Genomic DNA, 25044 nt, shown 5'->3' on the forward strand with positions numbered 1-25044 from the left:
AAGCCGGAGATACCAATCTATGCAATTTATAAAACCAGGTATTAATATTGATTTTACCAGTAAAAGAAAGATTGCTTTCTTTATCTCAACAGCATTCATAGTGATCAGTATAATTTCCCTGGTCATGCACAAAGGCCCCAGGTACGGAGTCGATTTTTCAGGGGGCACCCTGATACAGGTCAGGTTCACATCTCCGATCAGCATAGACGACATAAAAAAAGGGCTTGCCCGGATAGAACTCGGTAAATCAGCCGTACAGCAGTTCGGTGATCAAACGGAGAATGAATATCTGATCAGAACCGATAAGTCGGTTTTAGCGGCCGAAGATTTTTCTCTGAAAATAAAAAACGCACTTGAAGCTTCAACAGGTAGTGAGGCTGATATTCGCAGAATCGAGATGGTCGGCCCCCAGGTCGGCAAGGATTTAAGAGAAAAAGCGCTATTTGCCATGTTTTATGCTTTGCTCTTTATTACAATATATATTTCCGGACGTTTTGAATTAAAATGGCTGTTGAGCGGATTCATAGCGGTTGTGCTGATTGGCGCAGTTATCGTTATCCTTAAAATATGCGATTTTTTTTCTTTGGAAAACAGTATACCAGTACTTATCGCCGTTGCAATTATTGTTACCCTGATACTTTTCTGGTTCCTTGAGCTTAAATATGCCATGGGCGCAATAGTGGCTCTTATCCATGATGTGATCATAACCGTTGGTATATTCTCTATAATGAACCTTGAATTTACTCTTCCTATTATCGCAGCCCTGCTCACAATAATAGGTTATTCTCTCAATGATACAATCATTGTATTTGACCGTATCAGGGAAAATCAGCGCAAACATCATAAAGAACGGCTTGAAAGTATTATCAACGCGAGCATAAACGAAACTTTAAGCCGTACTATTCTTACATCAATCACCACGCTGGTGGTGGTGGTCGCACTCTTTTTAATGGGCGGCGGAATAATTCATGATTTTGCATTTGCAATGATCATCGGCGTACTCACAGGAACCTACTCCTCAATTTTTGTAGCAAGCCCCATACTTCTATCCTGGCAGGGGAAAAGTAAAAAAAAATAAATGGATAGACTGCTGCCCTGGTTTTCTTTAAAGTCTGTTCCCGGAGTCGGAAACCATATATTTAAACTGCTGATCGACCGTTTCGGATCGCCGGAAACAGTTTTTAAATCAACAATCGCAGATATTGCCGGCGTTGACGGTGTAAACTCAAAAACAGCCTCTGCAATACTGAATTTCAAAACACTTTCTAAAGATAAGAATGAAATTGCTCTCATAAAAAAAAAGAGTTACCGCATTATAACCCTTACCGATCCGCTTTACCCTTCACTATTGTATCAGATACATGACCCACCGCCATTTCTTTATGTTTATGGAACCATTGACAGATCCATAAAAAAAATTGCAATAGTAGGATCAAGAAAAGCTACCGCATATGGAGTTACAATAACAAAGCGCCTGGCCCAGGAACTGGTCTCCTACAAGGTTACTATTATAAGCGGGATGGCACTTGGTATAGATACAGCCGCCCATATAGGAGCGCTTGCAGGCCATGGAAAAACAATTGCCGTGCTGGGAAGCGGACTCGAAAAGATTTATCCTCAAAAAAACAGGAAGCTTTTTCATAAAATATCCGAAAACGGCGCTGTAATATCGGAGTTTCCCCTACACGCTGAGCCTGAGCCTCATAACTTTCCTAAAAGAAACAGGGTTATCAGCGGCATCTCCCTTGGGACCATAATAGTTGAAGCGGCCGGCAGAAGCGGATCACTCATTACCGCTCGGCTGGCAGCAGAACAGAACCGGGAAGTTTTTGCCGTACCTGGCAATATTAATTCTTTTAAAAGCACAGGAACACACAGACTGATAAAACAGGGCGCAAAACTTGTGGAAAACGTAGACGATGTCCTGGAAGAGTTCCAGCACATTTTCAATATAGACGACAAAAAAAAAGAAACGGGGAGCAGACCCATTGAAAAAATACCGGAGCTGTCTGATGATGAAGATAAAATATACAGGGTACTGGGACCGTATCCAATCCACATTGATGAAATTGTGAGAAAATTATCAATGGAAACCGGAAAGTTATCGAGTATGCTGCTGCAAATGGAATTAAAAGGTATTGTTCAGCAATTTCCAGGAAAACTTTTTTCCTTAAAAATCTGAGGAATAAACAATTGAGTAAACCGCTTATTGTAGTTGAATCACCAACCAAAATAAGAACCATCAAAAAATATATCGGCAAAGATTATAATGTGGCGGCAACCGTCGGTCACATAATGGATCTTCCCAAAAAAGAGATCGGCGTAGATATTGATAACAAGTTTGAACCAAAATACACCACTATTGCGGGCAAGGCGAAAGTTATCAAATCATTAAAACAAGCCGCCGGGAATGCCACCGAGATATACCTGGCTCCCGACCCGGACCGGGAAGGCGAGGCAATTGCGTTTCATGCTGCCGAAGTTCTAAAAAAAAAGGGCCGAAAATTTCACAGGGTCCTCTTTCATGAGCTTACTAAAAAAGCGATTATAGCAGCTCTGGCTTCCAACGAGGAGCTGAATATAAATAAATATAAAGCTCAACAGACCCGCAGAATTCTTGACAGGATAGTAGGCTATATGATCTCCCCTCTTTTATGGCGAAAAATAAAAGGCGGGCTGAGCGCCGGGCGTGTGCAATCGGTTGCAGTAAGAATTATTTGCGAAAGAGAACGGGCTATCCAGGCTTTCGAACCGGAGGAATACTGGACAATAACAGCCGGTCTGGCATCTGATTTACCACCGGAGTTTGACGCCAGGCTGGTTAAACAGGATAATAAAAAATTAAAAATATCTGACGGGAAAACATCTTCAGCAATAGTTGCAGAGATTAAGGATGAAAAATTTATTGTTGATGCGGTCAAAAAGAAAACAACCAAAAGGAATCCCCCGCCTCCCTTTATAACGAGTAAACTCCAGCAGGAAGCCATCAGGAAATTAAGATTTTCTGCAAAAAAAACCATGACTATAGCCCAGCAGCTTTACGAAGGGATAGAGCTTGGGCCTGGTGAACCTGTTGGTCTGATTACATATATGAGAACCGATTCCACCCGGATTGCCCAGGAATCGGCTGAAGAGGCCGGGCATCTTATCCTGGAGCGTTTCGGGAATGAGTATAAACTGGACAAACCCAGATTTTTTAAAAATCGTAAAAAAGTTCAGGATGCACACGAGGCTATCAGGCCGGCATCTGTTTTTAATACACCAGAAGAAATCGAACGCTTCCTTGATAAAGACCAGTTGGCCCTGTACCGGCTTATATGGCAGAGGTTTGTGGCATCCCAGATGCAGCATGCCCTTATAGATCAAAACTCCGTCTCAATCAAGGTCGGCCGCTATACTTTTACCGCCAGCGGATCCTCGATCAAATTCCCCGGTTTCCTGGCTCTTTATCAGACCGTTGATGATGAAATAGCCAGCAAAAAAGAGAAAAAGATGCTGCCGGAAATGACCAAAGGAATGATCCTGGATCTTAAACGCCTGGAACCGAAACAGCATTTTACCTTACCACCTCCGCGTTTTTCAGAAGCATCCCTGGTAAAGGAACTGGAAGAGAACGGAATCGGAAGGCCCAGCACATATGCTGCCATCCTCTCCACCATCAGGGGAAAAGAATATGTTGATCTTGTTAAAGGTTATTTCAGGCCCAGTGAACTCGGTTTTATTGTCAACGACCTGTTGGTGCAATCTTTTCCTAATATTATGAGTGTCGACTTTACAGCACGGCTGGAGAATCGTCTCGACAGTATTGAGACTGATGAAATGAAAGCATTAAAAGTCCTGACTCTATTTTATGACCCTTTTAAAAAGGATATTAATGCAGCAGCAGAAGGGATGCTGAGCATGAGAGGGGTAGGAATAACCACAGAGCATGACTGCCCTGAATGTGGAAAAAAACTTCATATCAAAATGGGCAAAAACGGGCATTATCTGGCCTGCATAGGTTACCCGGAGTGTAGATATACCACAAACTATACCAGGGATGAAAAAGGCGGAATCCAGCCCGCAGAACAGATTAAGTATGAAGTCTCTGATGAGGTATGTAAAAAATGCGGCAAGCCGATGGTAATTAAAAATGGCAAATATGGGCCATTCCTGGCATGTTCGGGATATCCTGATTGTAAAAATACCATATCCATAAATTCAGGAGGACCACAACAGGAAACCGGCATCAATTGTCCCCAAAAAGACTGCCAGGGAACCATTGTTACCAAAAAAACCAGGCGAGGCAAAACATTTTATGGCTGCAATCAGTATCCTGACTGCAAATTCGCGCTTTGGGATAAACCTGCACCGCAAAAATGCCCGGAATGCGGAGCCGAATTCATGGTTGAAAAATCGACTAAAAAGGAAGGAAACTTTCTGCTATGCATAAACCAGGAATGCCGGCACAAGATAATAAAGGAGAAGTAATGAAATTTGGTGAATACGAATGCCTGTCTGTAGATCTTGGCAGTTTTTATACTGACGGCGGCGCTATGTTCGGGGTTGTTCCCAGGACATTATGGGAGAAAAAAATACCTCCGGATGAAATGCACAGAATTCCTATGAGAGCCGTATCGCTTTTAATAAAGGGAAAAAACCGCAACATCCTGGTAGATACAGGATACGGCGACAAGCTGTCGGAAAAATCAAAAAAAATCTACGGAATTACCAGTTGCCCGAATATCGATGCATCCCTGTCAAAGTACGGATTAACCGGCAATGATATAACAGATGTTTTCATAACGCATCTTCACTTCGATCATACCGGGGGAGCAACCTGTGTCAAAGATAACCAAACAGTCCCGTTTTTTTCAAATGCAGTATATTATATCCAGAAGGACCAGTGGGAAGCAGCTATTCATCCAAACCTAAGGGACAAATCGAGCTATATAGACGATAATTACCTGCCCCTGGAAAAAAAAGGTCTGCTAAAATTAACAGAAGGACCTGAAAAGCTGTTCCCTGGAATTGAAACAATAGTTACCCACGGCCACACACCCGGCCAGCAGCATCTTTTAATTAAAGGAGACCCTTTAGAAAATAAGGAATCACTATTTTTCTGCGCCGATCTAATACCAACCGCAGCCCATATGCCCATAGCCTGGAACATGGCCTATGACCTTGACCCCCTTATGATAATGCAGGAAAAAACAAAACTCCTCAAAAGAGCAATAAAAGAAAACTGGGTACTCTTTTTTGAGCACGATCCTTACATTACAGCAGCAAGAATCACAGAAAAAAATAAAAAAATCACCCTGAGCGAAAAAATAACAATCTAAACCCCTCAAGCGAAGCGCCCCTCAAGGCCGAAGGCCGCTCCTCAAGCGAAGTGCTCCGTTTTTCTAAAACGGAATATCATCATCCTTTTGTTCCGCATTCTGAGCCGTGGTCTGCCCCATATTTGACCCCATATCCTGTCCCATATTTTGTTCTGGCCCATCATAAACAGGCCCGGATTGATTACGGTCATAAACGGCACCCTTGGGACCAAGCATCTGCATGGTATTAGCGATAATATCCGTAGAGTATCTTGTTATGCCGTCCTTTTCCCATGAACTTGTCTGAATCCGCCCCTCAACATAGACCTGCTTACCCTTGGAAAGATATTCCCCACATATTTCAGCAAGCCTCCCGAAAGCAACAATCCTGTGCCATTCCGTTTTTTCTTTTTTCTCTCCGGTAGCCTTATCCTTCCATTCCTCGCTTGTCGCAATGCTGAACTTTGCTACTGCGAGACCTGCCGGAGTATAGCTCATTTCCGGATCCCGGCCCAGGTTACCAACCAGAATAGCCTTGTTTATACCGGCCATATTTTTTACCTCCAGTAAGGTCGGCCCTTGTGGCCGCCCTGATTAGGGGCGGCCACAAGGGCCGACCCTGCGATTGAAAATTTCATCAAACATATTCCACAAACATCTCGTATATATCACCAGAAATTTACAAATTCATTTTACCTCATTATAACTATCCGATAGTTAGGGTAAAAGATTGATTAACAATCAATTTTTTTGGTGGATTCGCTTCGCTTAATCCACCCTACAAACTACCAACTTTTTTATATGAAAATTGTAGGGTGGATTAAGGAGCGTAGCGACGAATCCACCAAAGTTAACAATATCAAACAGTTATTCAGTTTGTAAATTTCTGATCACAGTGTATGGAACCATCCCCTATTTCAACAAACCCAGGCCGACCTCACTTACAGTCGGCGCAACCCATACCTTGGCATGGGTGGTGAAATTACGCTCAGTAATAGATACAACACACCATCTATTATCCTTTTGAAACAGCATTAACGTATGCGCTGATTTGAATGAACACACCTTCTTCCAGTTATCCTTGGCCATGTTGTTCTCAAAAAATGCGATCAGCGAATTAGTATCCACCCTTCCGTTTAAAACAAGAACACCTGCCGAAAAACCGGTGGAATTGTAAATAAAAGACTCTTCTTTGTCTACTTTAAGTTCACCCGGTAGCAGGACATCCCCAAAATCATAATATAAAGGGGCCGGCCTCTTGCCGGCAGATTTTTGAATGTTGCTTGAAGGACTCTTCATCCTGGTCTTAAATAGACCGCATCCAGTAAAAAATAATAAAGAAACAGACAATATTATTGCAAAATTTACTATCCTTTTATTCCATAATTTCATAACAGATATACCTCCTTTAAAGGGATAAACCTTAACCCGGTTTATAATCCAAAACAATTTCCTTGAGTTTAGCCTTGATCCTTGCCGCATCATAGCTTCCGGCCAGCAGGATCAATTCATTTACATGACCGTTTAGTAAATTCTGATCTTTATCGGTTCCATTTAACACTAAAATCTTCTCATGACAAGAAGGAAGAATCTTCTCTCCATCGGTTATCAACTCTTCAAACAACTTTTCACCAGGTCTCAAACCTGTGTATTCTATTTTTATATCCCGGCCGGGCTCAAATCCGGAAAGACGAATCAAATCCTCTGCCATATCAGCAATTTTAACAGGCTGTCCCATATCAAAAAGATACATCTCGCCGCCCTTGCCCATGGCGCCGGCCTGGAGAATAAGCTGACAAGCTTCCGGAATTGTCATAAAATATCTGGTTACATCAGGATCGGTAACAGTAACAGGCCCCCCCTCTTTAATCTGACTCTGAAACAAGGGAATAACACTCCCCACGCTGCCCAGCACATTACCGAAGCGCACGCTGATAAGTCTGGTTTTACAACTTTCATCTTCATTCCGGCTTTGCACAATCATCTCGGAAACACGTTTTGAGGCCCCCATTACATTTGCAGGACGGACAGCCTTGTCCGTAGAAACAAAAACAAACTGCTTTATATTAAATTTTCTTACAACCTCAACCAGATTCAAAGTACCGGCAATATTATTTTCAACCGCTTTCCAGGGGTGCAGTTCCAGCATGGGGACATGTTTGTACGCGGCCGCGTGAAAAACCGTTTGGGGTTGATATTGTTTAAAAATATAATCGAGCTGTTTTGTGTCCCGGATATCAGCCAACATGGGCACCACCGCTACACTTTTAAAACGTTTTTTCAACTCCAGCTCAATTTCGTATAAAGGGCTCTCGGCTCTTTCATAAAGAATTACGCTTGAAGGATTAAACTTGCAAACCTGCCGGCAGAGCTCGGAACCGATTGAACCACCCGCTCCAGTAATCAGGACGCTCTCACCCTCAAGATAGTCTCCGATTTTATCCTTATCGAGCCTTATAACATCACGACTGAGAAGATCCTGATAAGAGACTTCCCGAATAGCGCTGATCGATACCTGGCCGCTAAGGAGCTCACCAATTCCCGGAACAGTTTTAAATATAATCCCGCTCGCCTTGCAGATTTCAACAATCTTGCGCATCTTTTCAGCGCCGGCGGAAGGTATGGCAATAAGAGCCTCATCAGCGCCGGACTTTTTCATCACAAAGCCTATATCCTTGATACTGCCCAATACTGGTATGCCATGAATTTTTTTCCCCAGCTTGACAGGGTTATCATCAAGGAATCCTACAACATTATATAAAAGTTTAGAATTATCGCGTATCTCGCGATAGATTTTTTCACCGCCGTCTCCGGCCCCTATAATCAGAAGATTTGCAGTATCGGTCCTGCCGGTTGTGAAAAGCCCTTTAGAAAAACGAAACAGAATCATCCTGACACTGTCTCCTGTAAAATGCTCAAAATAAAAGCGCACACTTAACCGGAACCCGGCAATCAGCAAAACCGTAAACCCAAAATCAACAATAAAAACAGAACGGGGGACCCCGATGAAACGGTTGCTGAACAGAATATAAGTAATGATCAGAAGAGAGCTGATAGTGCTTGCCTTTATGATATTTAAAAGATCCTCAACACTTGTATAGCGCCACATACCGCGGTATAGATCAAAAAAATAAAAACAGGTAATTTTGATTAAAAGGAGAACAGGTAAAATCTTTAAAAACATTCCCAGCATATAATCCGGGATATTGAAATCAAAGCGTAATAAATAAGCTGCATAAACAGAACAAAGCAGAATAAGGATATCCAGACAGAATACTATAACAAAATTTTTAGATAGAATTTTTGGTTTCATAAAATTGAATTCACCATTTTTAGTCGAATGAAACAAGAAAAATATCAGCAGCTCCCGCTTATCACCTTAATTAGTTTTGACCATATATAGAATAAAAAGCTAACATTATCACAACATATTCTGATAATATAATAAAATTTATAACCTTTATACTTGTAACGTAAAGCTGAAAGAAACGCAAATTGGTTTAAATTCTTAAGGGATTAATGCTGCATACCGTAAAATCTTATTCTTATGCCGGTTAAAAAATCGCTTTTATTTACCGCAGTAAAATGTTTCAAAAAAAATACATTTTAGTAATATTTTATCAATTTAATACATTTATGTTATTTCAATTATTTTAACCGTAATAATTATAAACTATAAAAACAAAAGGTTATCACAATTTAGCAGCACATAAAATTGCGGCATATTTTTTGCGTTTAATTATAATAATTAAAAAATTATAAAAAAAGAACCGAATATAATGTCCTTTGCATCCGATATAATCAGGGAAGCCGAGCCTTACGACATAAATCAAATGACACATCTTCTTGAAGAGCTGTTTTCAATAGAAGATGATTTTACCTTCAATGAGTTTACCCAGCGTCAGGGCCTTTTAATGATGCTTGATGATAATGAAAAACGCTGCATTATGATTGCTGAATCCGGGGATCAAATCATAGGGATGTGCAGCGCTCAACTCCTTGTATCAACAGCGGAAGGGGGAATATCTGCATTGATTGAGGATATGATTGTTGCCAAATCATATCGAGGACAGGGTATAGGCAAAAGACTGTTGCTGTCGATTGAAAAATGGGCGTATAAAAAGAAAGCAAAAAGGATGCAGCTTCTTGCTGACAGAAATAATATTAATGCCCTCGATTTTTATAAAAAACAAAAATGGGCAGCAACGCAGTTGATCTGCCTGCGAAAAAAGCAGGAAAGGAATTAAAATATGTATACAAAACTAAAAACAGCGTTAATTGCTTTATCTGAAAAAAATGATCTTTTGGAAAGTGAGATCAACATTACAGCCAAGATCCTGACACCTGAAGAGGCTATAGGCGAGACAGAAAGAAAGGATTTTCCTTTGCTACAGGGCAAAGAGTTTCTAATGCAGGCGGATTTTAAAAATGCCCTGGGGCAGGCATTTACAGATGCTCCGAGTAATTTTAAGGGAAAACTCAAAAAAATACTTGAATTAAAATTAACGGATAACAGTGACAGGGCTCTTTTTATTGCTACCCTCAATGCTGTAATGCGATACCTTGGTGCAGCCGAAAAGACTATTCACTGCAAAAATGAGGAACCTGAATTATGTGCCCGGGAAATAGCAGGTACAATTATTGATAAATACGGCGCTGATATAAAAATCGGAATCGTTGGATTCCAGCCGGCCATCATAGATAATTTTGCTAAAAGCCTGACTCCCCAAAATGTAAAGGTAATAGATCTGGATAAAAACAATATTAATAAAAAAAAATATGGGGTGCTTATCCGGGATGGCAAAAAAATGGCGGGAGAGCTTTTTAAAATCTCTGATGTTATTCTGGCTACAGGCTCAACAATAGTAAACGACAGCCTGTCTGATTTGATTGCCCTGGCCAAGAAGTATCAAAAGCCTTTATATCTTTACGGCACAACAGTTGCCGGGGCTGCCAAAATTTTAAACCTGGAAAGGCTCTGCTTTCAATCCTCTTAAGGAAAAGGGGTTATCATGAAAATAACCGCCAATTTTAAAAAATATAAAATACTTCTAAAGGGTGTTGAAAAGTAGGCTGCTGTCGCCTGATTAAGGTTCCCCATCAAGCGTATTCGCCGTAATTTTTTTGCTTGCTCGTCGGTTTTGCTCAACTATCGAACTGTTAGGTGTTGTTTGACCCATTTTATCCCTTATAAGGGCGGGTCCTATTTTAAAACAGATCGTCTTGAACAAATTTCAAACAAGGCTATAATATGTTTCCGTAATAATTTTGTTAAATTATATAGTATCTGCTGAATTTCTATATTCGTAGTATTTTAGGCTGGTTAGGGATTTCCATATTATTGCTGCCCAAGAAGGAATTGTCATAGTTTCCCTGTTGCCGCTATATATGAAAAGGCCGTTTTTGATGTCTCGCAAAGAGTCGAACGTAACCATGGCTAACTACCTGAAAACATGGTACAATAGAAATTCAGCAGATACTAACTAATAAAATATCGACGAATTTTACACATTGTTTGAATCAGGATTTTGATGTCAACAAATAGAAATGTTTTTGATGTACTCAGAGAGCACAAAACACTGTTAACAATAATAGGTATTATTACGTTTTTAATTGAGATTGAGATATTTGCTATAGCTGCAATGAAATCAGGGCGTAAATCGTGGCTCCAGGTGCTCGACAACAATGGTACCGTTATTCATGAAACAGATGGCAAAAATTTAAGCGATTTTAATAAATATTATTTTGAAAAAACCTTTGGCCCATTTGAACAATACAATGTAAAACTTGTTACCAAAGAATATCCTTTCCCGTTCAGGGCCTGGTTTGTGGCTGCTGCGGGGGTGCCCGTATGTGTGATTTTGTTGTTTGCTTTTATCATAAAAGCTTATATATCAATATTTTACGGTGAACAATATAAAATCGATAAAAATGATTCTCTTAATATTGAATATGATACACAATTTGAAAAGATATTAAAGAGTATCAGCCGGCTAAATATTTTTACAATAGGATTCCTTGTGTTTCTGGCTATTTTTTCCTACTGGGTAATACCTAACCTGATTACATATCTCGGCAAAGTGGGTATTGAAACATTAATAAAATATAAATGGGCATTTATATCAATGACCGCAGCATTTGCCGGGTTCATAATGTGGGTAGTTTATCTAAGGTATAACCTGGCAAAAAAAACTATGGAAAATCATATGGAAGTCGAAAAGTATCGCCTTAAGTTGGAATATGAGAAACAAAGTACTTTACCTTTACTGCTTGAACATGGCGATGAAGGCAAAAACGGAAGCACCTGTATTGCCTGGAATAACAAAAAAGGCAATATCAAAGAGCAAACAAGGGAACGACTTTAAATATTAAAAAGCAACCCAGGTTTTTATACCCCCGGGTGCCCCGCATCCCTTTTGCGGCCGAAGCTACCGCGCGGCAATTCCTCAAAGGGCATGCAACAATCCAAAAAATAGTAATCAACACTTATAGGAATTGCTGATTTCTCAGTAGCACCTGGTATACGTTCGATATATTGAGATAAACCTCGTTTTTGACTATCACAGTAGTTTGTATTATTATACCAAGTAAAAGGAGTGTTGTTAAATGGATGAAAAGATTGAAAGACCTGATGATCTCTCCCAAAAGGACCTGGCGCTGTTTATCATTGATATGTTTCACCGCATCATGGTTCACCATACCCTGTGGTTTTGTGAGGTTGAACATCAATTGGGAATGAAGAAGGCCCTGGACGTTATGGGTGTGGCTTCAAAGCGAAGCTATGACATCCAAATGAAAAGGCTTAGTTCGGCATTAGGTTTTGAGATGAAAGACGGCGTGCCAAAGGCTTTGCTGGATTTGCCCAAGAAATCACTTCTAACCCTGGCGGATGATATTGGCAAAAATTGGATCGCGAACGATGGAGTGTGGTTTCAAGCGGTAGAATTTGCTTATGGAATGAATGATGCCAAACGATGCAATGATTCCTGCTGGGGCCGTTTTTCTCCCTTTGAAGCGTGGGCCATCAAACAATCTTTGGATTTGCCTGAAAATGCAGGACTTGAAGGATTGAAAAAGGCGCTTGGGTTTCGCATATACTCCCGTGTCAATCTGCAATCAATTATTGACGAAGGCCCGGGCAGCTTCATCTTTCAAATGAATAAATGCCGTATTCAATTAGCCAGGAAAAGAAAAGGTCTCACTGATTACCCTTGCAAATCGGGGGGCATGGTTGAATACACATATTTTGCGGAAGCGATAGATCGTAGAATTCATACGGAATGTATCGGTTGCCCTCCCGACAAACATCCTGATGAATGGTATTGCGCCTGGCGTTTTACCATTCCGGAACATAATGAATAATTGTACAAACTTGCTGGAACTATAAACAATCTCATATAAAAAAAATGACCAAAAAATCTACTGCACAATTATCTTTAGCTTCCAATAACAAGAAATATGAAAGCTTAATTAAATCTTATACGGAGCTATCCCCCACCCACCAGGCAATCGTCCATGTCCTTTCCGTGATATTCACTGAAACATCAAGATCTACTTTATTAAAGTGCCTGCGCAAACTTAAGGTTCGTGGTCCTGATGACAAATTTTTTACACTTAAAGCCCTTGATGCTTTTATCAGGCAAATGACTTTGGACGGTATTATCGAGCAGGATGAATCTTTGAGATGCACTGACATGCTTAGAGAGCCTGTCTCTCGAATGCTCCTTCAGGCGGGGTATTTTGGCCTAATCGCAAAAATTGTACAGGAAGTTATTCCGCAAAGAGAAAACTGGGGAACAGGATTATATCCCGCAAATTATGGGCAGTTCATCAGGGAAATCCGGATCGGCCTGTATAGTAAAGATATTGATTATGTTAAAAATCTGTTTTCGAATGATATTAAACATAACAGGTATCTAGACTTGTACCCGCATCCTTATGTAAGCATTTTTGGAAGCTCTTTTGATGCAAACTGGTTTACTGAAAATTTACCTGATGAGCTGCTCGTTGATGTTCTCCAAGTTCTTTTGGAAAATGCCGAGCATAAGCTTCTTCCGATTCACAAGGATGTTTTCCCGCTATTGCAGGATTGCTTTGGGTCAATCAGGGAGGAGCTTAAATATCCCACAGCGCTTGTTATTGCAGAACAGTTGATACTTCAAGGAAGGATAGCAGATGCGGAACAACTGCTTATCAATTTTGAAGGATTGGAGGCTTTAGCATTTAAAGGTTTTTCAGCTTTTCTTTCCGGCAGAGACGAAAAATCAATCTCTCATTATAACGCTGCCTTAAAGCTTTTAAAAAAAACAACAAGAAAACGGAAAATTTACTTTAAAACAATCCCTGGCATATTTTTTATTTTTGCTCTTATTCGAAGCGCTACAAATACGAATTTTCAAGCTGCAAAAAACTATAGCAGTATTGCAGGAGATGATGTTCGTAATCCTTTTCAGGAAGGCTATGGTTTTTTATTAAATCTGCTGAAAGCACATGAAGGCGATTCTGATTCTGCTGAATTTATCCTGTCATGGTCAACACCACCATTCGCGATAAGTACTTTTAATGATTTTATAAAAACCCTTTCCCTTTACTGGATAGACAAAAAGAAGGCCGGCAAGGCGAAAAAATTCCTCAAAGATTTTCATGAAAAATCTGAAAAAAACGGTTATGAGTGGCTGGCGGCTGAATCTGCCGAGTTGCTGTCACGGCTTTTAAAAAGCGACACCTTTTACAAAGAAAAAGCCGCACTGTTTCGTAAAAAAACAGGAATTAAGAGTATTGTTGATCTTATTGAACCTGAAGAAAAATGGAAACAGGTTCTAAGGGCTTTGACAAATATTAAACAGTCGCCATCAAACAATACAAACAATAAAACTTCGCGCATGGTCTGGTTTGTCGAATTTTCTGAAAAATATCATCACTGGAATATCAATCCGCGTGAACAAACCAGGAATGCTAAAGGCGTTTGGAGCAAGGGGAGGCCGATTGCCCTGAAACGCCTGCACAATCAGATCGAAACTTTTGATTTTTTTACACCCCAGGATATCAGGATTTGTTCCTGTATTAAAGAAGAATATGACTCCAACTGGCGGGGGTATTCAAGGGTTTTTTATTATTTCAGTTCCAGGGTGCTTACTGCTCTTGTGGGGCATCCGTTGCTTTTTTGGGAAGATTCACCAACAGTTCAACTGGATATTGTCAAAGGAGAACCTGAACTTATAGTGAGCCAAGCTTCCAAAGGAAAAATTGAACTTTCATTTTACGCTGCTTTAGATACAGAAAATAGAATTCAATTGGTCAAGGAATCGCCGACGCGAATAAAAGTTATTGAAATCAGTGAAGAAGTCAAACAGATGGCCAAAATTCTCAATAAAGGAATAAAAATTCCTGCCACAGCAAAAAAGCAGGTTCTTGATGCGGTTAAAAGTATTTCCTCCCTTATAACCGTTCATTCCGAGATAGATGGCAGCATTGGTGACGCAAAAAAAATTTCCGGCGATCCAAAGCCCCATTTTCATATTTTGCCTTTTGGGCAGGGCTTGAAACTTAATCTTTTGACACGTCCGTTTTCAACGGATGGTCCTTATTTCCGGCCGGGAGAAGGCGGTGAAACCGTTATCTCCAAAATCGGAGATCAACAGTTTCAAGCAAAACGTAATCTTGAAAAAGAAAAAAAACTGGCAGATCAAGCTGTTTCAGCCTGCCCTACCCTACTTGCGATCGAGGAATCCGAAGCAGGCGAAGCTGAATGGCATATTGATGAACCGGAGGATTGCCTTGAAACTTTGCTGGAACTTCAGGCTCTGGATAAGTCGGCAATCGTTGAATGGCCCGAAGGGCAAAGTTACAAAATCAGGCAGCAGGCGGATATAAACAAATTTCATATCAGGATTAAAAAGCAGCAGGAATGGTTTTCCGTATCCGGTGAGTTGAAACTCGATAATGACCTTGTGCTTTCAATGCAGGAAATTTTTAAACTTTTGGAAAGTTCTACAGGACGGTTTGTTCAGCTTAAAGACGGCCAGTTTCTGGCGCTGACCAAAATATTCCGAAAGCGTCTGGACGAAATGAAAGCCTATTCAAATAAATCCGGCAAAGATTTACGTTTTCATCCCCTGGCAGCTCTTTCCCTGGATGATTTAACAGGAGATATTGGAAGCATTCGGGGCGACAAAGAATGGAAAGCACATTTAAAACGTATGACTGCCGCCAGTCTGTTGGAGCCGAAGCTTCCTTCCACTTTTAAGGCTGAACTGCGCGATTACCAAACAGAAGGCTTTAAATGGCTTGCCCGCCTTTCCAATTGGGGTGTAGGCGCATGCCTGGCTGATGACATGGGCCTCGGCAAAACCATCGAAGCCCTTTCCATAATCCTGGAAAAAGCCGCCAAAGGCCCGACACTGATAGTAGCGCCCGTATCAGTCTGCATGAACTGGCAAAATGAAGCCGAACGCTTTGCGCCGACACTAAATTTTGTTTCACTGGTAAACGGCAACAGAAAAAAAATTCTTGAAACTTTACAACCCTTTGATTTGCTGGTTATAAGCTATGGTTTATTACAACAGGCTAGTATAGCGGAAATGATTTCCGAAATAAAGTTTCAAACCATTGTTCTGGACGAAGCCCAGGCCATTAAAAATTTTACAACTAAACGCTCCCAGGCGGCCATGAATCTGAAAGGCGAATTCAAGCTTATCACAACCGGAACTCCCATTGAAAATCATCTTGGCGAGCTGTGGAACCTGTTTCGTTTTATCAACCCCGGCTTTTTGGGTTCTTTGTCACATTTTAACAAAAATTTTGTCGTTCCGATTGAAAAGTATCAGGACCGAAGCGCCAGGCGGCGGCTAAAAAAACTAATTCAGCCATTTATGCTGCGGCGCACCAAAAATCAGGTTCTGGAAGAACTGCCGCCGCGAACGGATATTCTTTTAAACGTAGAATTAAGCGTCGAAGAGATGGCAGTTTATGAAGCCTTACGGCGCCAGGCAATCGAAAAACTGGAAAACAAGGATCTACCCCCCGGGCAAAAGCATCTCCAAATTTTTGCCGAGATCATGAAATTACGCCGGGCATGTTGTAACACCAGCCTTGTCTTGCCGGATACTCCACTTGCATCATCAAAACTCACCGTATTCGGCAATCTGCTGGATGAATTAATCCTAAACAAACACAAGGCTTTAATCTTCAGCCAGTTTGTTGATCATTTAAAAATTATCCGGGAATATGTTAAGGAAAAAGGTATCAGCTACCAGTACTTTGACGGGAGCACCACCCAGAAAGAACGTAAAAAACGGGTCGATGCTTTCCAGGCCGGAGAGAGTGATATCTTTTTGATCAGCCTTAAAGCCGGCGGCCTTGGATTAAACCTGACCGCAGCCGACTACGTGATTCATATGGATCCATGGTGGAATCCGGCAGTTGAAGATCAGGCCTCGGATCGCGCGCACCGGATCGGTCAAAAAAGACCGGTAACAGTCTACCGGCTGGTTGTAAAAGATACAATTGAAGAAAAAATCGTTGCATTACATCAAAAAAAACGTGACCTGGCCGACAGCCTGCTTGGCGGCGCGGATATAAGCGGAAAAATGTCGGCCAATGAATTGCTGCGCCTCATCAAAGAGAATTAATTCTGATATAGTCTATACCCTGCCTGAAAAAAAAATTGAATAAACATGTTAACCCTGCGTCAATAATAAACAAAGGAACATTTTGTCGTTTCTATTTGATGAACATCCGGCTGATAAACATCTGGTGAAATCATGCGCCGGTGGAAACCGCCGGCACTGCCGCCTGATTTACGAAAGGTATAAAAAATTCGTTTATAGCCTTGCATGGAAATATTTCAAAGATGTTGAAACGGCTGAAGATTTTACCCAGGAAATTTTTTTAAAGGTTTTTAAAAATATAGAAACATTCAGGCATAATTCGTCTTTTAAAACATGGCTGGCAAGAATTACGGTCAATCTTTGCATCTCTCATCTCAGAGCCATGAAAAGCCGGAAGGCAGATGACCATTTTTCCCTAAATGATCAGGATAACCCGGATGAGAATAGAAATAAAAAAAATATCGAAAAAAACAGAACTTATGACCCGCATGACCTTTTATTGCAAAAGGAAAAAAACAAACAAGTCATGCTGGCTGTTGATGAACTTAAGCCGGAAGATAAAACAACTATTTTACTCTGGAGCGAAGGTTTTACCTATGCCGAAATTGCCGAAACAACCAAAACCAACCCAAAAACCGTGGGAACCAGGATATATCATATAAAGATTAAGCTGATAAAAAAACAAAATATCGCTTAAAGTAAACGATAAAACCCGCCTGATATTATCTCCCTACCGGCAGGTTGAGGTTAAACTCCTGGAGTTGGATGATTACAAAGCCAGGTTGTCGGTCAGAATTCTTGAAAAGAAAAAAGAAACCTTTAAAACAGTCCTTTTGCTTATTGATAACGGCAGCGCCCTTATCGGCGGTCCTCCCCATGAAGGCGGGACGCTTCTTTTAAGAATCAAGGTAAAATTTGAGTAAGGGGGGGGATTACAGGTTGAAGGTTGAAAAATTTGGCTACCAACGTAACTTTGTAGGGTGGATTAAGCGAAGCGAATCCACCAAAAAGCGGAAAATGTCCCACTTTAAGTTGGTAGCCCAACAAATCAACAGACTATTTCTAAATATTATACCTGTTTTTTGTCAAGCGGCTGTGATATAATTTTTATTATAAAAAATTGATTTTATAGAATAGCAGAGACCAATATTAAAATATATTGACTCATCAAAATTATCATAGGGAAAATGGAAATCATGAACCGGAAAGCAATCCTTGATTTTCTGAAAAAGAATAAACCTGAAATCGAAACCCGTTTCGGTGTGACAAAACTTGGTTTGGCAGGCAGCTATGCCCGCAATGGGGCAAATGAATCAAGTGATATTGATATTATCGTGAGCTTACGGAGTAGTAATCAATTCCGCAGTTTTTTCGGGCTGCTTCATTTTCTACAGGACTCCCTTCATTCGAAAATCGACCTTGCAACTGAAAACAGCTTGAAGCCCATTGTTCTAAAATCCATATCCAAAGATATTTATTATGTTTAAAAGGGATGTTTCGCTTTACATATCAGATATAGAAGATTCTATTGAGGCTATAAATGAATTTACAGAGGGTATAACATTCGATTTTTTTGTGTCCGATCGAAAAACCTATTCAGCAACCTTGCGTGAATTTATTGTGATTGGCGAAGCAGTAGCCAATATGCCCGATGATATCAAAACACGGTTTCCAACTGTACAATGGCGTTTGATTAAGGACTTCCGCAATTTTATTATCCATGAGTATTTTGGTATTGATCCTCAAATTGTTTGGGATGCTGTTCAGCAGGAGCTGCCTTTGCTGAAGGTGGAAATGCAAAGATTATGTTTTTATATTACTTCACAAACCAGTTTGTAAATATAGACCGTGCTATCGGTCGTCGCAGTGCTGTAATACGCCTTCTAATCCTCCAATCTCAACACCAAAAATTTTCCTCGTTCCCACGGTCCTCCGTAGGAATGCAGACTTAATTTATACGTTCTCACGCTGGAGCGTGGGAACGCATACGGAAAGGGCTTACCCCCTTCCCGCGACAAATTTTTTACACGTTTTTTCAGGTGAAAAACTTTATAAATTCAGCCACTTACAATTATAAAAATTAAATGAGCGATCTTATAACCAGGCCCGATGCAAATCAATCAATAACGTCACGAAATCTAAAATCTACGATCTTGGAGATCTTCACGAAATCTGAAATATTCCTGGTTACAACTATAGCGCCGATCTGCCTGGCAAGCAGAGCGATGGAAACATCATTGTAAATACGGGGACAGGACGGGTCAAGCTTGCCGGAAAGGCGGAGTTTTTGGCACACTTTACCAATCAGGATTTGCGTAGAATCTGTTGGACTGACAAGCCGCTCTAATTTGATAAAACTTTCTCCGAATCTGATCAAATGCTTAACTTCATTTTTACCTTTGGCTCCTATCCACAGCTCATGAAGCACAGGATGAACCAGATATATGATCTTGTTAAATCCATTGATTTCAGTACGATAAATCCCGTGATTAAAAATTCCGATATATACATTGGTATCAAAAACTACTTTTTCCTGCATGGAGCTATACCTCATCAAATTCAAAACTACCCGCGTTTTTTAATATCACTTCTGCTAATTGCAAGTCTGTATCAAATCGTTTAAGCACCTCATTTATTGCTTCCTTTTCCGATTTGGCTTTGAGGGCTATCTTAATCCGATTAATCTGGTTTTGATCTAATTCAATGGTTTTTTTTACAAGCGCCATTTTTCCCTCCAGTTAAAACATAAAAACCATACATATTGTATGGTTTTTATAGTATGTGAAAAGAATTTCGTTTGTCAAGAGAAAAGGACGACCTTACATAGTCAAATAACTCAGGTTTCCAGTTAAAAACCTCGTTCCCACGCTCTACCGCCACATCCTCGTTCCCACGGTCCTCCGTGGGAATACATACCTGACTTATGCATTCCCGCGCTGGAGCATGGGAACCAGACAAAATTATGATGAAAAGTATTTTTTAAGCCTATATTACTCCGGCAATTAAATACCTGAAAATTGTCATTCCCGCCTGCCTGCTGCAGGCAGGTCCGGCATGACGGAGTAAGCCTGTTTAATGGCAGGGTTAATAATGTTAATCGTATATCTCCGACCGATAACACAGTGAAATTATTTATGTGACGGTCTATATATCAGGAAAAAGCTTGAAGAGTGGCGAATATTTACCTGCATAAAAAATAAGCTTGCATTTTCAAACACATCGTTTTATTTTGCAAGGTATGAAACGAGCTTGTGAAAAACTGTTAAAGGAATACCTCGGATTTTTTTCATGCACGGCAATTATCGGCCCGCGACAATGCGGCAAAACGACGTTTCTTGAATCCCTGCCCGGCGGATGGAAAATATTCGACCTGGAAAAACAGAGTGATTTCCAGATTATCGCACAGGATATTGATCTTTTTCTTCGTTTAAATCCTGAAAAGGTGGCTATTGATGAAGCGCAGATGCTTCCTGAACTGTTTCCGGCCCTGCGTGTGGCAATTGATAGAGATCGGCGATTGACGGGCAGATATGTGATCACCGGTTCCAGCTCCCCAAAACTGGTGAGATCGGTTTCCGAAAGTCTTGCCGGTCGTATCGGAACAATTGAAATGTCGCCATTTTCTTTTGCTGAAACTACCAAAAATATTTCGCCTGCATTTTACCGGCTTTTAACCCGGCGTGCTTCTGTAGAAGATATTATCGAAAATTTAGAACCTGTTGCAAAAATAAAAAATATTCATGAATTCTGGTTCAGGGGTGGATATCCGGAACCATGGATAAAAAACAACCAGCGGTTTTATTCCCTGTGGATGAATCAATATGTCGGCGCTTATCTCTATCGTGATGTTGCCAGACTCTTTCCAGGGATTAATGAAAACAGGTTCCGCATGTTTACGCAGTTTCTTGCCGGAATTTCCGGAAATATAGTTAACTATGCAAACGTAGCGCGTTCACTTGGTGTATCCCAGCCCACAGCGCGTGATTACTTTGAAATTGCCCATGGAACTTTTCTGTGGAGAACCATTCCTGCCTATACTCAAAATGCATTAAAGCGGGTTGTAAAACATCCCAAAGGATATCTGCGTGATAGTGGCCTGTTGCATTACCTGTTGCAAATTCCTGATATAAACAGCCTGCTGGCGCATCCCGGCATGGGGCAATCATGGGAAGGCATGGTCATTGAAGAGATAATTCGCGGACTCAACTGCCTTGGGACAGGGTTTGATTATTATTATTATCGCACCGGAGGCGGCGCCGAAGTTGATCTGATACTTGAAGGCGATTTCGGTCTGATTCCGGTTGAGATTAAATATGCCCAGACAGTGCCGTCAAGGCAGTTGAGGGGATTAAAGGATTTTGTCAGAGAAAGAGATTGCAGATTCGGGATTGTCATAAACAACGATGAACGCCCGCGCCTGTATGACGAAAAAATAATCGGAATCCCGTTTGCGTCTCTTTGAGCCAAAATCATACTCTCCCTCAGCCTTCAACCTTCAGCCGTCAACGCCAAAAACCGCCCCTTTGACCCCTCGGTTTGCAGGCTGGTAAATCTTTTGTCCCGCGCAAGCCTTTTAAAGATTGCCCTTTTAAATTCAGAGACGGTTCCCTTGTATTTTACCATCATTTCCGTAATCCCCCCGGCGGAGCTTCTTTCCGTCAACGAAACCACCCGCGGGATCGATTCAACCGCGTCCTGAAATGCAAAAACCAGCCTGTCGGCGTTTTTCCCGGTTTTTAATCTGATTGTATACGGCAGCCCGTTGGCCGTATAATCCGCCCACCATGAAACAATGCCGTTTATCATGGGAGATGCAATATTTTCAGCAGCCCTGCGCGCGCCGTTTAAACATGCAATGTCCGCAGATTCCCCGATTCCGGATATGCTTTGTTCGTCTGCAAAAAGAATCTGCGCGGTGGTTGTTACAATCGCCTTTACCCGCATGGTAACCGAAGCTGTCTCCATCATCCCGTCAAATCCAGCCGGTTTTGCCTTGACCCCGTAAAGCAGCACGATTTCGGCATGATGCTCAAGCCCCAGCTTTGCCGCCGCATTGTTTATGGTGTCAGCCTTAAGCAGGCTTTTTGTATCATCATGCAGTTTTAAAGAGATGCCGGGATCGACCAGGTCAAAATGCTTGCTGGTCAGGGTTTTTAAAAATACGCTCTCCGCCGCTCCGGCCGCATCTGTAACCTGTGCGTCAGGAGAGCAGATAACAAGAATCCTGGGATAATCCATCATACACTTGTAAAGACCCAGCTTGATGAGCGTATCAACAAGAATACCAGGTTTTACCACGGCGCGTATCTTTACCCTGTAAAGACCGTTTTGCTCCCGGCGTTCTTTAATGATTTTATACCCGGTGATATATCCCCGGGCGCTTGTATAAATTTTTTCCATCAGCAGATCATCCTGCAAAATGGAATCAGCATCCATCAGCGTTCCCACCCCTTGTTCAACAGCCTTTCGCAAAGCGTCTTTTACGGCATTATTGCGCGCGCCTTCAATATTTTCTCCTGAAACAGGAGCCGCGCCATCCACAACAATTTCTTTTTCCTCCGACCATGCAAAAGGGGCAAACAAAAAAGCACAAACAAGAACAACTGATATAATTAAATGCCATTTAGATTTAGTTTTCAATTTTTTCTCCTTCAACCTTCAACCTAATAAACCTTTACAATGCATTCAGCCGCAGAACTCAGTTCAGCCTGACTGAAATTTTTGCCTGCCTGATAAACCTTTATATCCCTGGTTCTGCCGCGTGTTAATGATGTAAAGGCCTGTTTATTAAAATCATCATCAAAAATATGTATCGGCCGGGTTCCTGCTACTGCATACACCCTCTCTTTTCCGGAAGGCCCTTCAACAAGGAACTCAAACCCATAGGTGTCATCCGGTATCCGGTGCGTAACGCCGGCCCTTACAAAATTATTCGAATGAAACCGGTTAGGAAATATTTGGGTAATATCACCGCTGCTGCCTATGTTAACAAGAACAAGATAACAATCCTTTTCAGAGCGGAAAGAAAAACAGATCGGGTCATTTAGATTATATGAACTTTTATCTGTCCATAATTTAACATTAAAGTCCTGCTTTTTCCGGATCTCTTTATATTTTTGAAAAAATTTATTTTTCAGCGCAAAAAAAGGATCGTCTGTTTCAAGGTGAATCGCAATGGTCTGATTATTTGCAGGGTTAAAGGTTTCCAGCCTGCTGCCGTGTCCTTTAGCTTCAGCCACATAACTGCATTTTCCTGACTTTAGATCTGAAACCGTTGCATATCCCTGGGAGTTAAGCTTTATTTTTTTTCCATCAACTGTAAGTTTTGCATCAGGCGGCACAATCTGAAAAGATACGCTGTATCTCTTTGCTTCAAGCCTGACGGATACGGCCTCATTTGCCGACCGGACAATAATATTTTTATGAACCGGCGCATAGCCTTCCGGTTGAATAACAACCCGGCATTCGCCATAGGCAATGCCGCTGAAAACGGCGGTTCCATTTACAAGCCGCCCCTGTTTCCCCCCTGCAATAACACTTCCGCCTGCCCGGGGAACAGTAGAAACAGTAAGAGTGGCGGTTTTTTGCCTGCGGATAAGGTTTTTTACAGATTCATCCTTTACGACACGCACATCAGCAGCCCCCTGAATACGGCCGGTTTCGGATTGAACTATCCTGGCGGTAACATCAAGATAACTCTCCATGTCCTTGACAGTCCCTATGACCATGCTTTCAACCCCGATCATTTTACCGTATTTTGTCACGGTATTCTGATCAAAATATCCGCCCTGCTCTATTTTTATAGCAGATATGACCTGCTTTAATTTTTTACGCTCCATCACATCGGAAAATCTGCCGGATGCAAACAGCTTGATAGTCAGCTTGTCGGAAATATGCTCCCCAATTCCTGTAATATGTTCACCAGGGCCTGTAAAATCAGCCACAGCAATTTTATCGACCTGGCGCTGACCTAAAGACGTCACAAGTTTTTCACCAAGAACATCAACAGCCTCAAAAAGCTGTTTTGCCTGTGCGTATGCCGGTGGTTTTTTTGCGGCGCCGGGAACAGTCGCGCATCCTGAAAATGCCAGGATCAGGCATAATAAACCGGCAAGACAGAGCCTCTGGTTCATATTTTTACTCTCCTTTTATTTAAAAATTATTAAATTTCTGATAGAAAGTATTTTTTTGAGCTTATAAAATCAAGATAATTCAGGCTTTTTAATTAATGACGCATAAAACAGATATTTATTCAATCTTTTATCACGAAAACATGAAAGTACGAAAAACATGGGAAAGTGGAAATCTATACCTGAATATTGAATAAAATACCGGCAATTGCGTCTACACTTAAAGCGTAGGGGCTTAAAGCGTAAGGGCAGGCCTCTGTTGCCCGCCCTTTTACGGCTCAAACCATTTTTTTCGTGTTTCCGCAATAAAATAAAAAAGGAGAATTATTATGATTCGTTTAATGATTGCCGTGGTTTCACTAACCGTATTAAGCGCTGTTTCCACAGCGGCCGAAGAAAAACCCCTGTTCCAGACAACAAAAGATGAAATCATAAAGGAGCTGACCCGGCCTGTTTCACGCACCAGGGGATTTATTCCGCAAGGCAAAACAAGGAATATTGTGGTTTATGAAAAGAAAAATACGGAAACCATAGAAAAAATCGTGGTGGTAAGCAGCAATGATAATACCCCAAAAGTTAATTTGAAAATAGAGTTTAATTTTAATTCATACAGAATCCGGCCGGAATCATACAGCCTGCTCCGTGAACTTGGCAAGGCTCTTGCTGCCGAAAATATAAGCCGCAGAAACATTGCAATCAAGGGACATACCGACTCGGACGGAACAGAGCGGTATAACCTTGGTTTAAGTCTGAACAGAGCGTTGTCTGTTAAACAGTATCTGACCGCTAATTTCAATATAAGCCCCGGCAAACTCAAAATTTTTGGGTATGGTGAAGCCATGCCCCTTGTATCCAACACAACCGCTGCAAATAAACAGATTAACAGACGGGTTGAAATTCAGCTTGAAAAATAGAAAATCATCTTGTTACCAGAAATTTATAAACTGAATAACTGTTTGATATTGTTAACTTTGGTGGATTCGTCGCAGCGCTCCTTAATCCACC

At 41.2% G+C, this 25044-nt stretch carries 22 protein-coding genes; 15 read left to right on the top strand and 7 right to left on the bottom strand.

The genetic code is table 11. The features are described from left to right. Positions 1 to 19: 19 nt before the first annotated feature. From secF to BuS5_RS12165, 4 genes are read left to right on the top strand one after another with little or no spacing between them, the layout of a single operon-like run. Positions 20 to 1078 carry a protein translocase subunit SecF gene (secF, locus tag BuS5_RS12150; protein ID WP_027353470.1) on the top strand — a complete coding sequence of 353 codons (1059 nt, stop codon included), beginning with the start codon at positions 20 to 22 and terminating at the stop codon, positions 1076 to 1078. Next, positions 1079 to 2182 carry a DNA-processing protein DprA gene (gene dprA, locus BuS5_RS12155; protein WP_027353471.1) on the top strand — a complete coding sequence of 368 codons (1104 nt, stop codon included), beginning with the start codon at positions 1079 to 1081 and terminating at the stop codon, positions 2180 to 2182. 11 nt (positions 2183 to 2193) lie between these two features. Then, the gene (topA, locus tag BuS5_RS12160; RefSeq protein WP_027353472.1) at positions 2194 to 4470 is read left to right on the top strand and encodes a type I DNA topoisomerase; all 2277 of its coding nucleotides are present in this window, start codon (positions 2194 to 2196) and stop codon (positions 4468 to 4470) included. Beyond that, a complete protein-coding gene (locus tag BuS5_RS12165; RefSeq protein ID WP_051374662.1) occupies positions 4470 to 5321 on the top strand; it encodes an MBL fold metallo-hydrolase in 852 nt (283 codons plus the stop codon). Before topA ends, BuS5_RS12165 begins: the two co-directional genes overlap by 1 nt. A gap of 63 nt (positions 5322 to 5384) precedes the next feature. On the opposite strand, the gene ssb is transcribed toward BuS5_RS12165, so the two are convergent. From ssb to BuS5_RS12180, 3 genes are all read right to left on the bottom strand, one after another. Further along, positions 5385 to 5852, bottom strand: coding sequence for a single-stranded DNA-binding protein (gene ssb, locus BuS5_RS12170; protein ID WP_027353473.1), 468 nt, complete (start codon positions 5850 to 5852; stop codon positions 5385 to 5387). 360 nt (positions 5853 to 6212) lie between these two features. Further along, on the bottom strand, positions 6213 to 6692 hold the full coding sequence (locus tag BuS5_RS12175; protein ID WP_157487344.1) for a hypothetical protein: 480 nt from the start codon (positions 6690 to 6692) through the stop codon (positions 6213 to 6215). A gap of 31 nt (positions 6693 to 6723) precedes the next feature. Beyond that, on the bottom strand, positions 6724 to 8613 hold the full coding sequence (locus BuS5_RS12180) for a polysaccharide biosynthesis protein (RefSeq protein ID WP_027353474.1): 1890 nt from the start codon (positions 8611 to 8613) through the stop codon (positions 6724 to 6726). Positions 8614 to 9079: 466 nt separating this feature from the next. Between BuS5_RS12180 and BuS5_RS12185 the strand changes: the two genes are divergently transcribed. The 9 genes from BuS5_RS12185 (at position 9080) to BuS5_RS12225 (ending at position 18748) form a co-directional block, all read left to right on the top strand. Next, entirely contained in the window at positions 9080 to 9547 is a 468-nt protein-coding gene (locus tag BuS5_RS12185) for a GNAT family N-acetyltransferase (protein WP_027353475.1), read from the top strand. 3 nt (positions 9548 to 9550) lie between these two features. Then, positions 9551 to 10297, top strand: coding sequence for a Rossmann-like domain-containing protein (locus BuS5_RS12190; RefSeq protein ID WP_027353476.1), 747 nt, complete (start codon positions 9551 to 9553; stop codon positions 10295 to 10297). A 534-nt stretch (positions 10298 to 10831) separates the two neighbouring features. Further along, entirely contained in the window at positions 10832 to 11665 is an 834-nt protein-coding gene (locus BuS5_RS12195; protein ID WP_051374664.1) for a hypothetical protein, read from the top strand. A gap of 241 nt (positions 11666 to 11906) precedes the next feature. Beyond that, complete coding sequence (locus BuS5_RS12200) at positions 11907 to 12662, top strand: DUF6125 family protein (protein ID WP_027353477.1); 756 nt, start codon at positions 11907 to 11909, stop codon at positions 12660 to 12662. Positions 12663 to 12826: 164 nt separating this feature from the next. After that, positions 12827 to 16930, top strand: a complete 4104-nt coding sequence (locus BuS5_RS12205) for a DEAD/DEAH box helicase (protein WP_274427690.1) — start codon at positions 12827 to 12829, stop codon at positions 16928 to 16930. Between the two features lie 82 nt (positions 16931 to 17012). Then, the gene (locus BuS5_RS12210; protein ID WP_051374665.1) at positions 17013 to 17606 is read left to right on the top strand and encodes an RNA polymerase sigma factor; all 594 of its coding nucleotides are present in this window, start codon (positions 17013 to 17015) and stop codon (positions 17604 to 17606) included. A gap of 64 nt (positions 17607 to 17670) precedes the next feature. Beyond that, positions 17671 to 17832 (top strand): hypothetical protein, encoded by a 162-nt coding sequence (locus BuS5_RS12215; protein WP_157487345.1) that lies wholly within the window; start codon positions 17671 to 17673, stop codon positions 17830 to 17832. Positions 17833 to 18096: 264 nt separating this feature from the next. Next, complete coding sequence (locus BuS5_RS12220) at positions 18097 to 18396, top strand: nucleotidyltransferase family protein (protein ID WP_274427691.1); 300 nt, start codon at positions 18097 to 18099, stop codon at positions 18394 to 18396. Further along, the gene (locus BuS5_RS12225) at positions 18389 to 18748 is read left to right on the top strand and encodes a HepT-like ribonuclease domain-containing protein (protein ID WP_027353481.1); all 360 of its coding nucleotides are present in this window, start codon (positions 18389 to 18391) and stop codon (positions 18746 to 18748) included. The genes BuS5_RS12220 and BuS5_RS12225 overlap by 8 nt, the downstream gene beginning before the upstream one ends. Positions 18749 to 19025: 277 nt before the next feature. Here BuS5_RS12225 and BuS5_RS12230 read toward each other — a convergent pair whose 3' ends face one another. Together BuS5_RS12230 and BuS5_RS12235 are read right to left on the bottom strand one after the other, a co-directional pair. Beyond that, positions 19026 to 19448, bottom strand: a complete 423-nt coding sequence (locus tag BuS5_RS12230) for a PIN domain-containing protein (protein WP_027353482.1) — start codon at positions 19446 to 19448, stop codon at positions 19026 to 19028. 4 nt (positions 19449 to 19452) lie between these two features. Further along, positions 19453 to 19635, bottom strand: coding sequence for a hypothetical protein (locus tag BuS5_RS12235; RefSeq protein WP_027353483.1), 183 nt, complete (start codon positions 19633 to 19635; stop codon positions 19453 to 19455). Between the two features lie 512 nt (positions 19636 to 20147). Here BuS5_RS12235 and BuS5_RS12240 point away from each other — a divergent pair. Then, complete coding sequence (locus BuS5_RS12240) at positions 20148 to 21371, top strand: ATP-binding protein (protein ID WP_051374666.1); 1224 nt, start codon at positions 20148 to 20150, stop codon at positions 21369 to 21371. A 26-nt stretch (positions 21372 to 21397) separates the two neighbouring features. On the opposite strand, the gene BuS5_RS12245 is transcribed toward BuS5_RS12240, so the two are convergent. Together BuS5_RS12245 and BuS5_RS12250 are read right to left on the bottom strand one after the other, a co-directional pair. Continuing rightward, entirely contained in the window at positions 21398 to 22549 is a 1152-nt protein-coding gene (locus tag BuS5_RS12245) for a hypothetical protein (protein WP_027353484.1), read from the bottom strand. 23 nt (positions 22550 to 22572) lie between these two features. Beyond that, on the bottom strand, positions 22573 to 24042 hold the full coding sequence (locus BuS5_RS12250; protein WP_027353485.1) for a DUF4384 domain-containing protein: 1470 nt from the start codon (positions 24040 to 24042) through the stop codon (positions 22573 to 22575). A gap of 326 nt (positions 24043 to 24368) precedes the next feature. Between BuS5_RS12250 and BuS5_RS12255 the strand changes: the two genes are divergently transcribed. Continuing rightward, complete coding sequence (locus BuS5_RS12255) at positions 24369 to 24953, top strand: OmpA family protein (protein ID WP_051374667.1); 585 nt, start codon at positions 24369 to 24371, stop codon at positions 24951 to 24953. The last annotated feature ends 91 nt before the right edge of the window (positions 24954 to 25044 follow it).

It is taken from the genome of Desulfosarcina sp. BuS5, from assembly GCF_028752835.1.
Classification (GTDB): Bacteria; Desulfobacterota; Desulfobacteria; order Desulfobacterales; family BuS5; genus BuS5.

Excerpts from the sequence above, each read along its gene's own strand:
- secF (WP_027353470.1), top strand. The coding sequence starts at position 20 with ATGCAATTTATAAAACCAGGTATTAATATTGATTTTACCAGTAAAAGA.
- BuS5_RS12190 (WP_027353476.1), top strand. The coding sequence starts at position 9,551 with ATGTATACAAAACTAAAAACAGCGTTAATTGCTTTATCTGAAAAAAAT.
- dprA (WP_027353471.1), top strand. The coding sequence starts at position 1,079 with ATGGATAGACTGCTGCCCTGGTTTTCTTTAAAGTCTGTTCCCGGAGTC.
- BuS5_RS12195 (WP_051374664.1), top strand. The coding sequence starts at position 10,832 with ATGTCAACAAATAGAAATGTTTTTGATGTACTCAGAGAGCACAAAACA.
- BuS5_RS12220 (WP_274427691.1), top strand. The coding sequence starts at position 18,097 with ATGGAAATCATGAACCGGAAAGCAATCCTTGATTTTCTGAAAAAGAAT.
- BuS5_RS12180 (WP_027353474.1), bottom strand. The coding sequence starts at position 8,613 with ATGAAACCAAAAATTCTATCTAAAAATTTTGTTATAGTATTCTGTCTG.
- BuS5_RS12185 (WP_027353475.1), top strand. The coding sequence starts at position 9,080 with ATGTCCTTTGCATCCGATATAATCAGGGAAGCCGAGCCTTACGACATA.
- BuS5_RS12235 (WP_027353483.1), bottom strand. The coding sequence starts at position 19,635 with ATGGCGCTTGTAAAAAAAACCATTGAATTAGATCAAAACCAGATTAAT.
- BuS5_RS12225 (WP_027353481.1), top strand. The coding sequence starts at position 18,389 with ATGTTTAAAAGGGATGTTTCGCTTTACATATCAGATATAGAAGATTCT.
- BuS5_RS12255 (WP_051374667.1), top strand. The coding sequence starts at position 24,369 with ATGATTCGTTTAATGATTGCCGTGGTTTCACTAACCGTATTAAGCGCT.
- BuS5_RS12165 (WP_051374662.1), top strand. The coding sequence starts at position 4,470 with ATGAAATTTGGTGAATACGAATGCCTGTCTGTAGATCTTGGCAGTTTT.
- BuS5_RS12240 (WP_051374666.1), top strand. The coding sequence starts at position 20,148 with ATGAAACGAGCTTGTGAAAAACTGTTAAAGGAATACCTCGGATTTTTT.
- BuS5_RS12250 (WP_027353485.1), bottom strand. The coding sequence starts at position 24,042 with ATGAACCAGAGGCTCTGTCTTGCCGGTTTATTATGCCTGATCCTGGCA.
- BuS5_RS12230 (WP_027353482.1), bottom strand. The coding sequence starts at position 19,448 with ATGCAGGAAAAAGTAGTTTTTGATACCAATGTATATATCGGAATTTTT.
- BuS5_RS12200 (WP_027353477.1), top strand. The coding sequence starts at position 11,907 with ATGGATGAAAAGATTGAAAGACCTGATGATCTCTCCCAAAAGGACCTG.
- ssb (WP_027353473.1), bottom strand. The coding sequence starts at position 5,852 with ATGGCCGGTATAAACAAGGCTATTCTGGTTGGTAACCTGGGCCGGGAT.
- BuS5_RS12175 (WP_157487344.1), bottom strand. The coding sequence starts at position 6,692 with ATGAAATTATGGAATAAAAGGATAGTAAATTTTGCAATAATATTGTCT.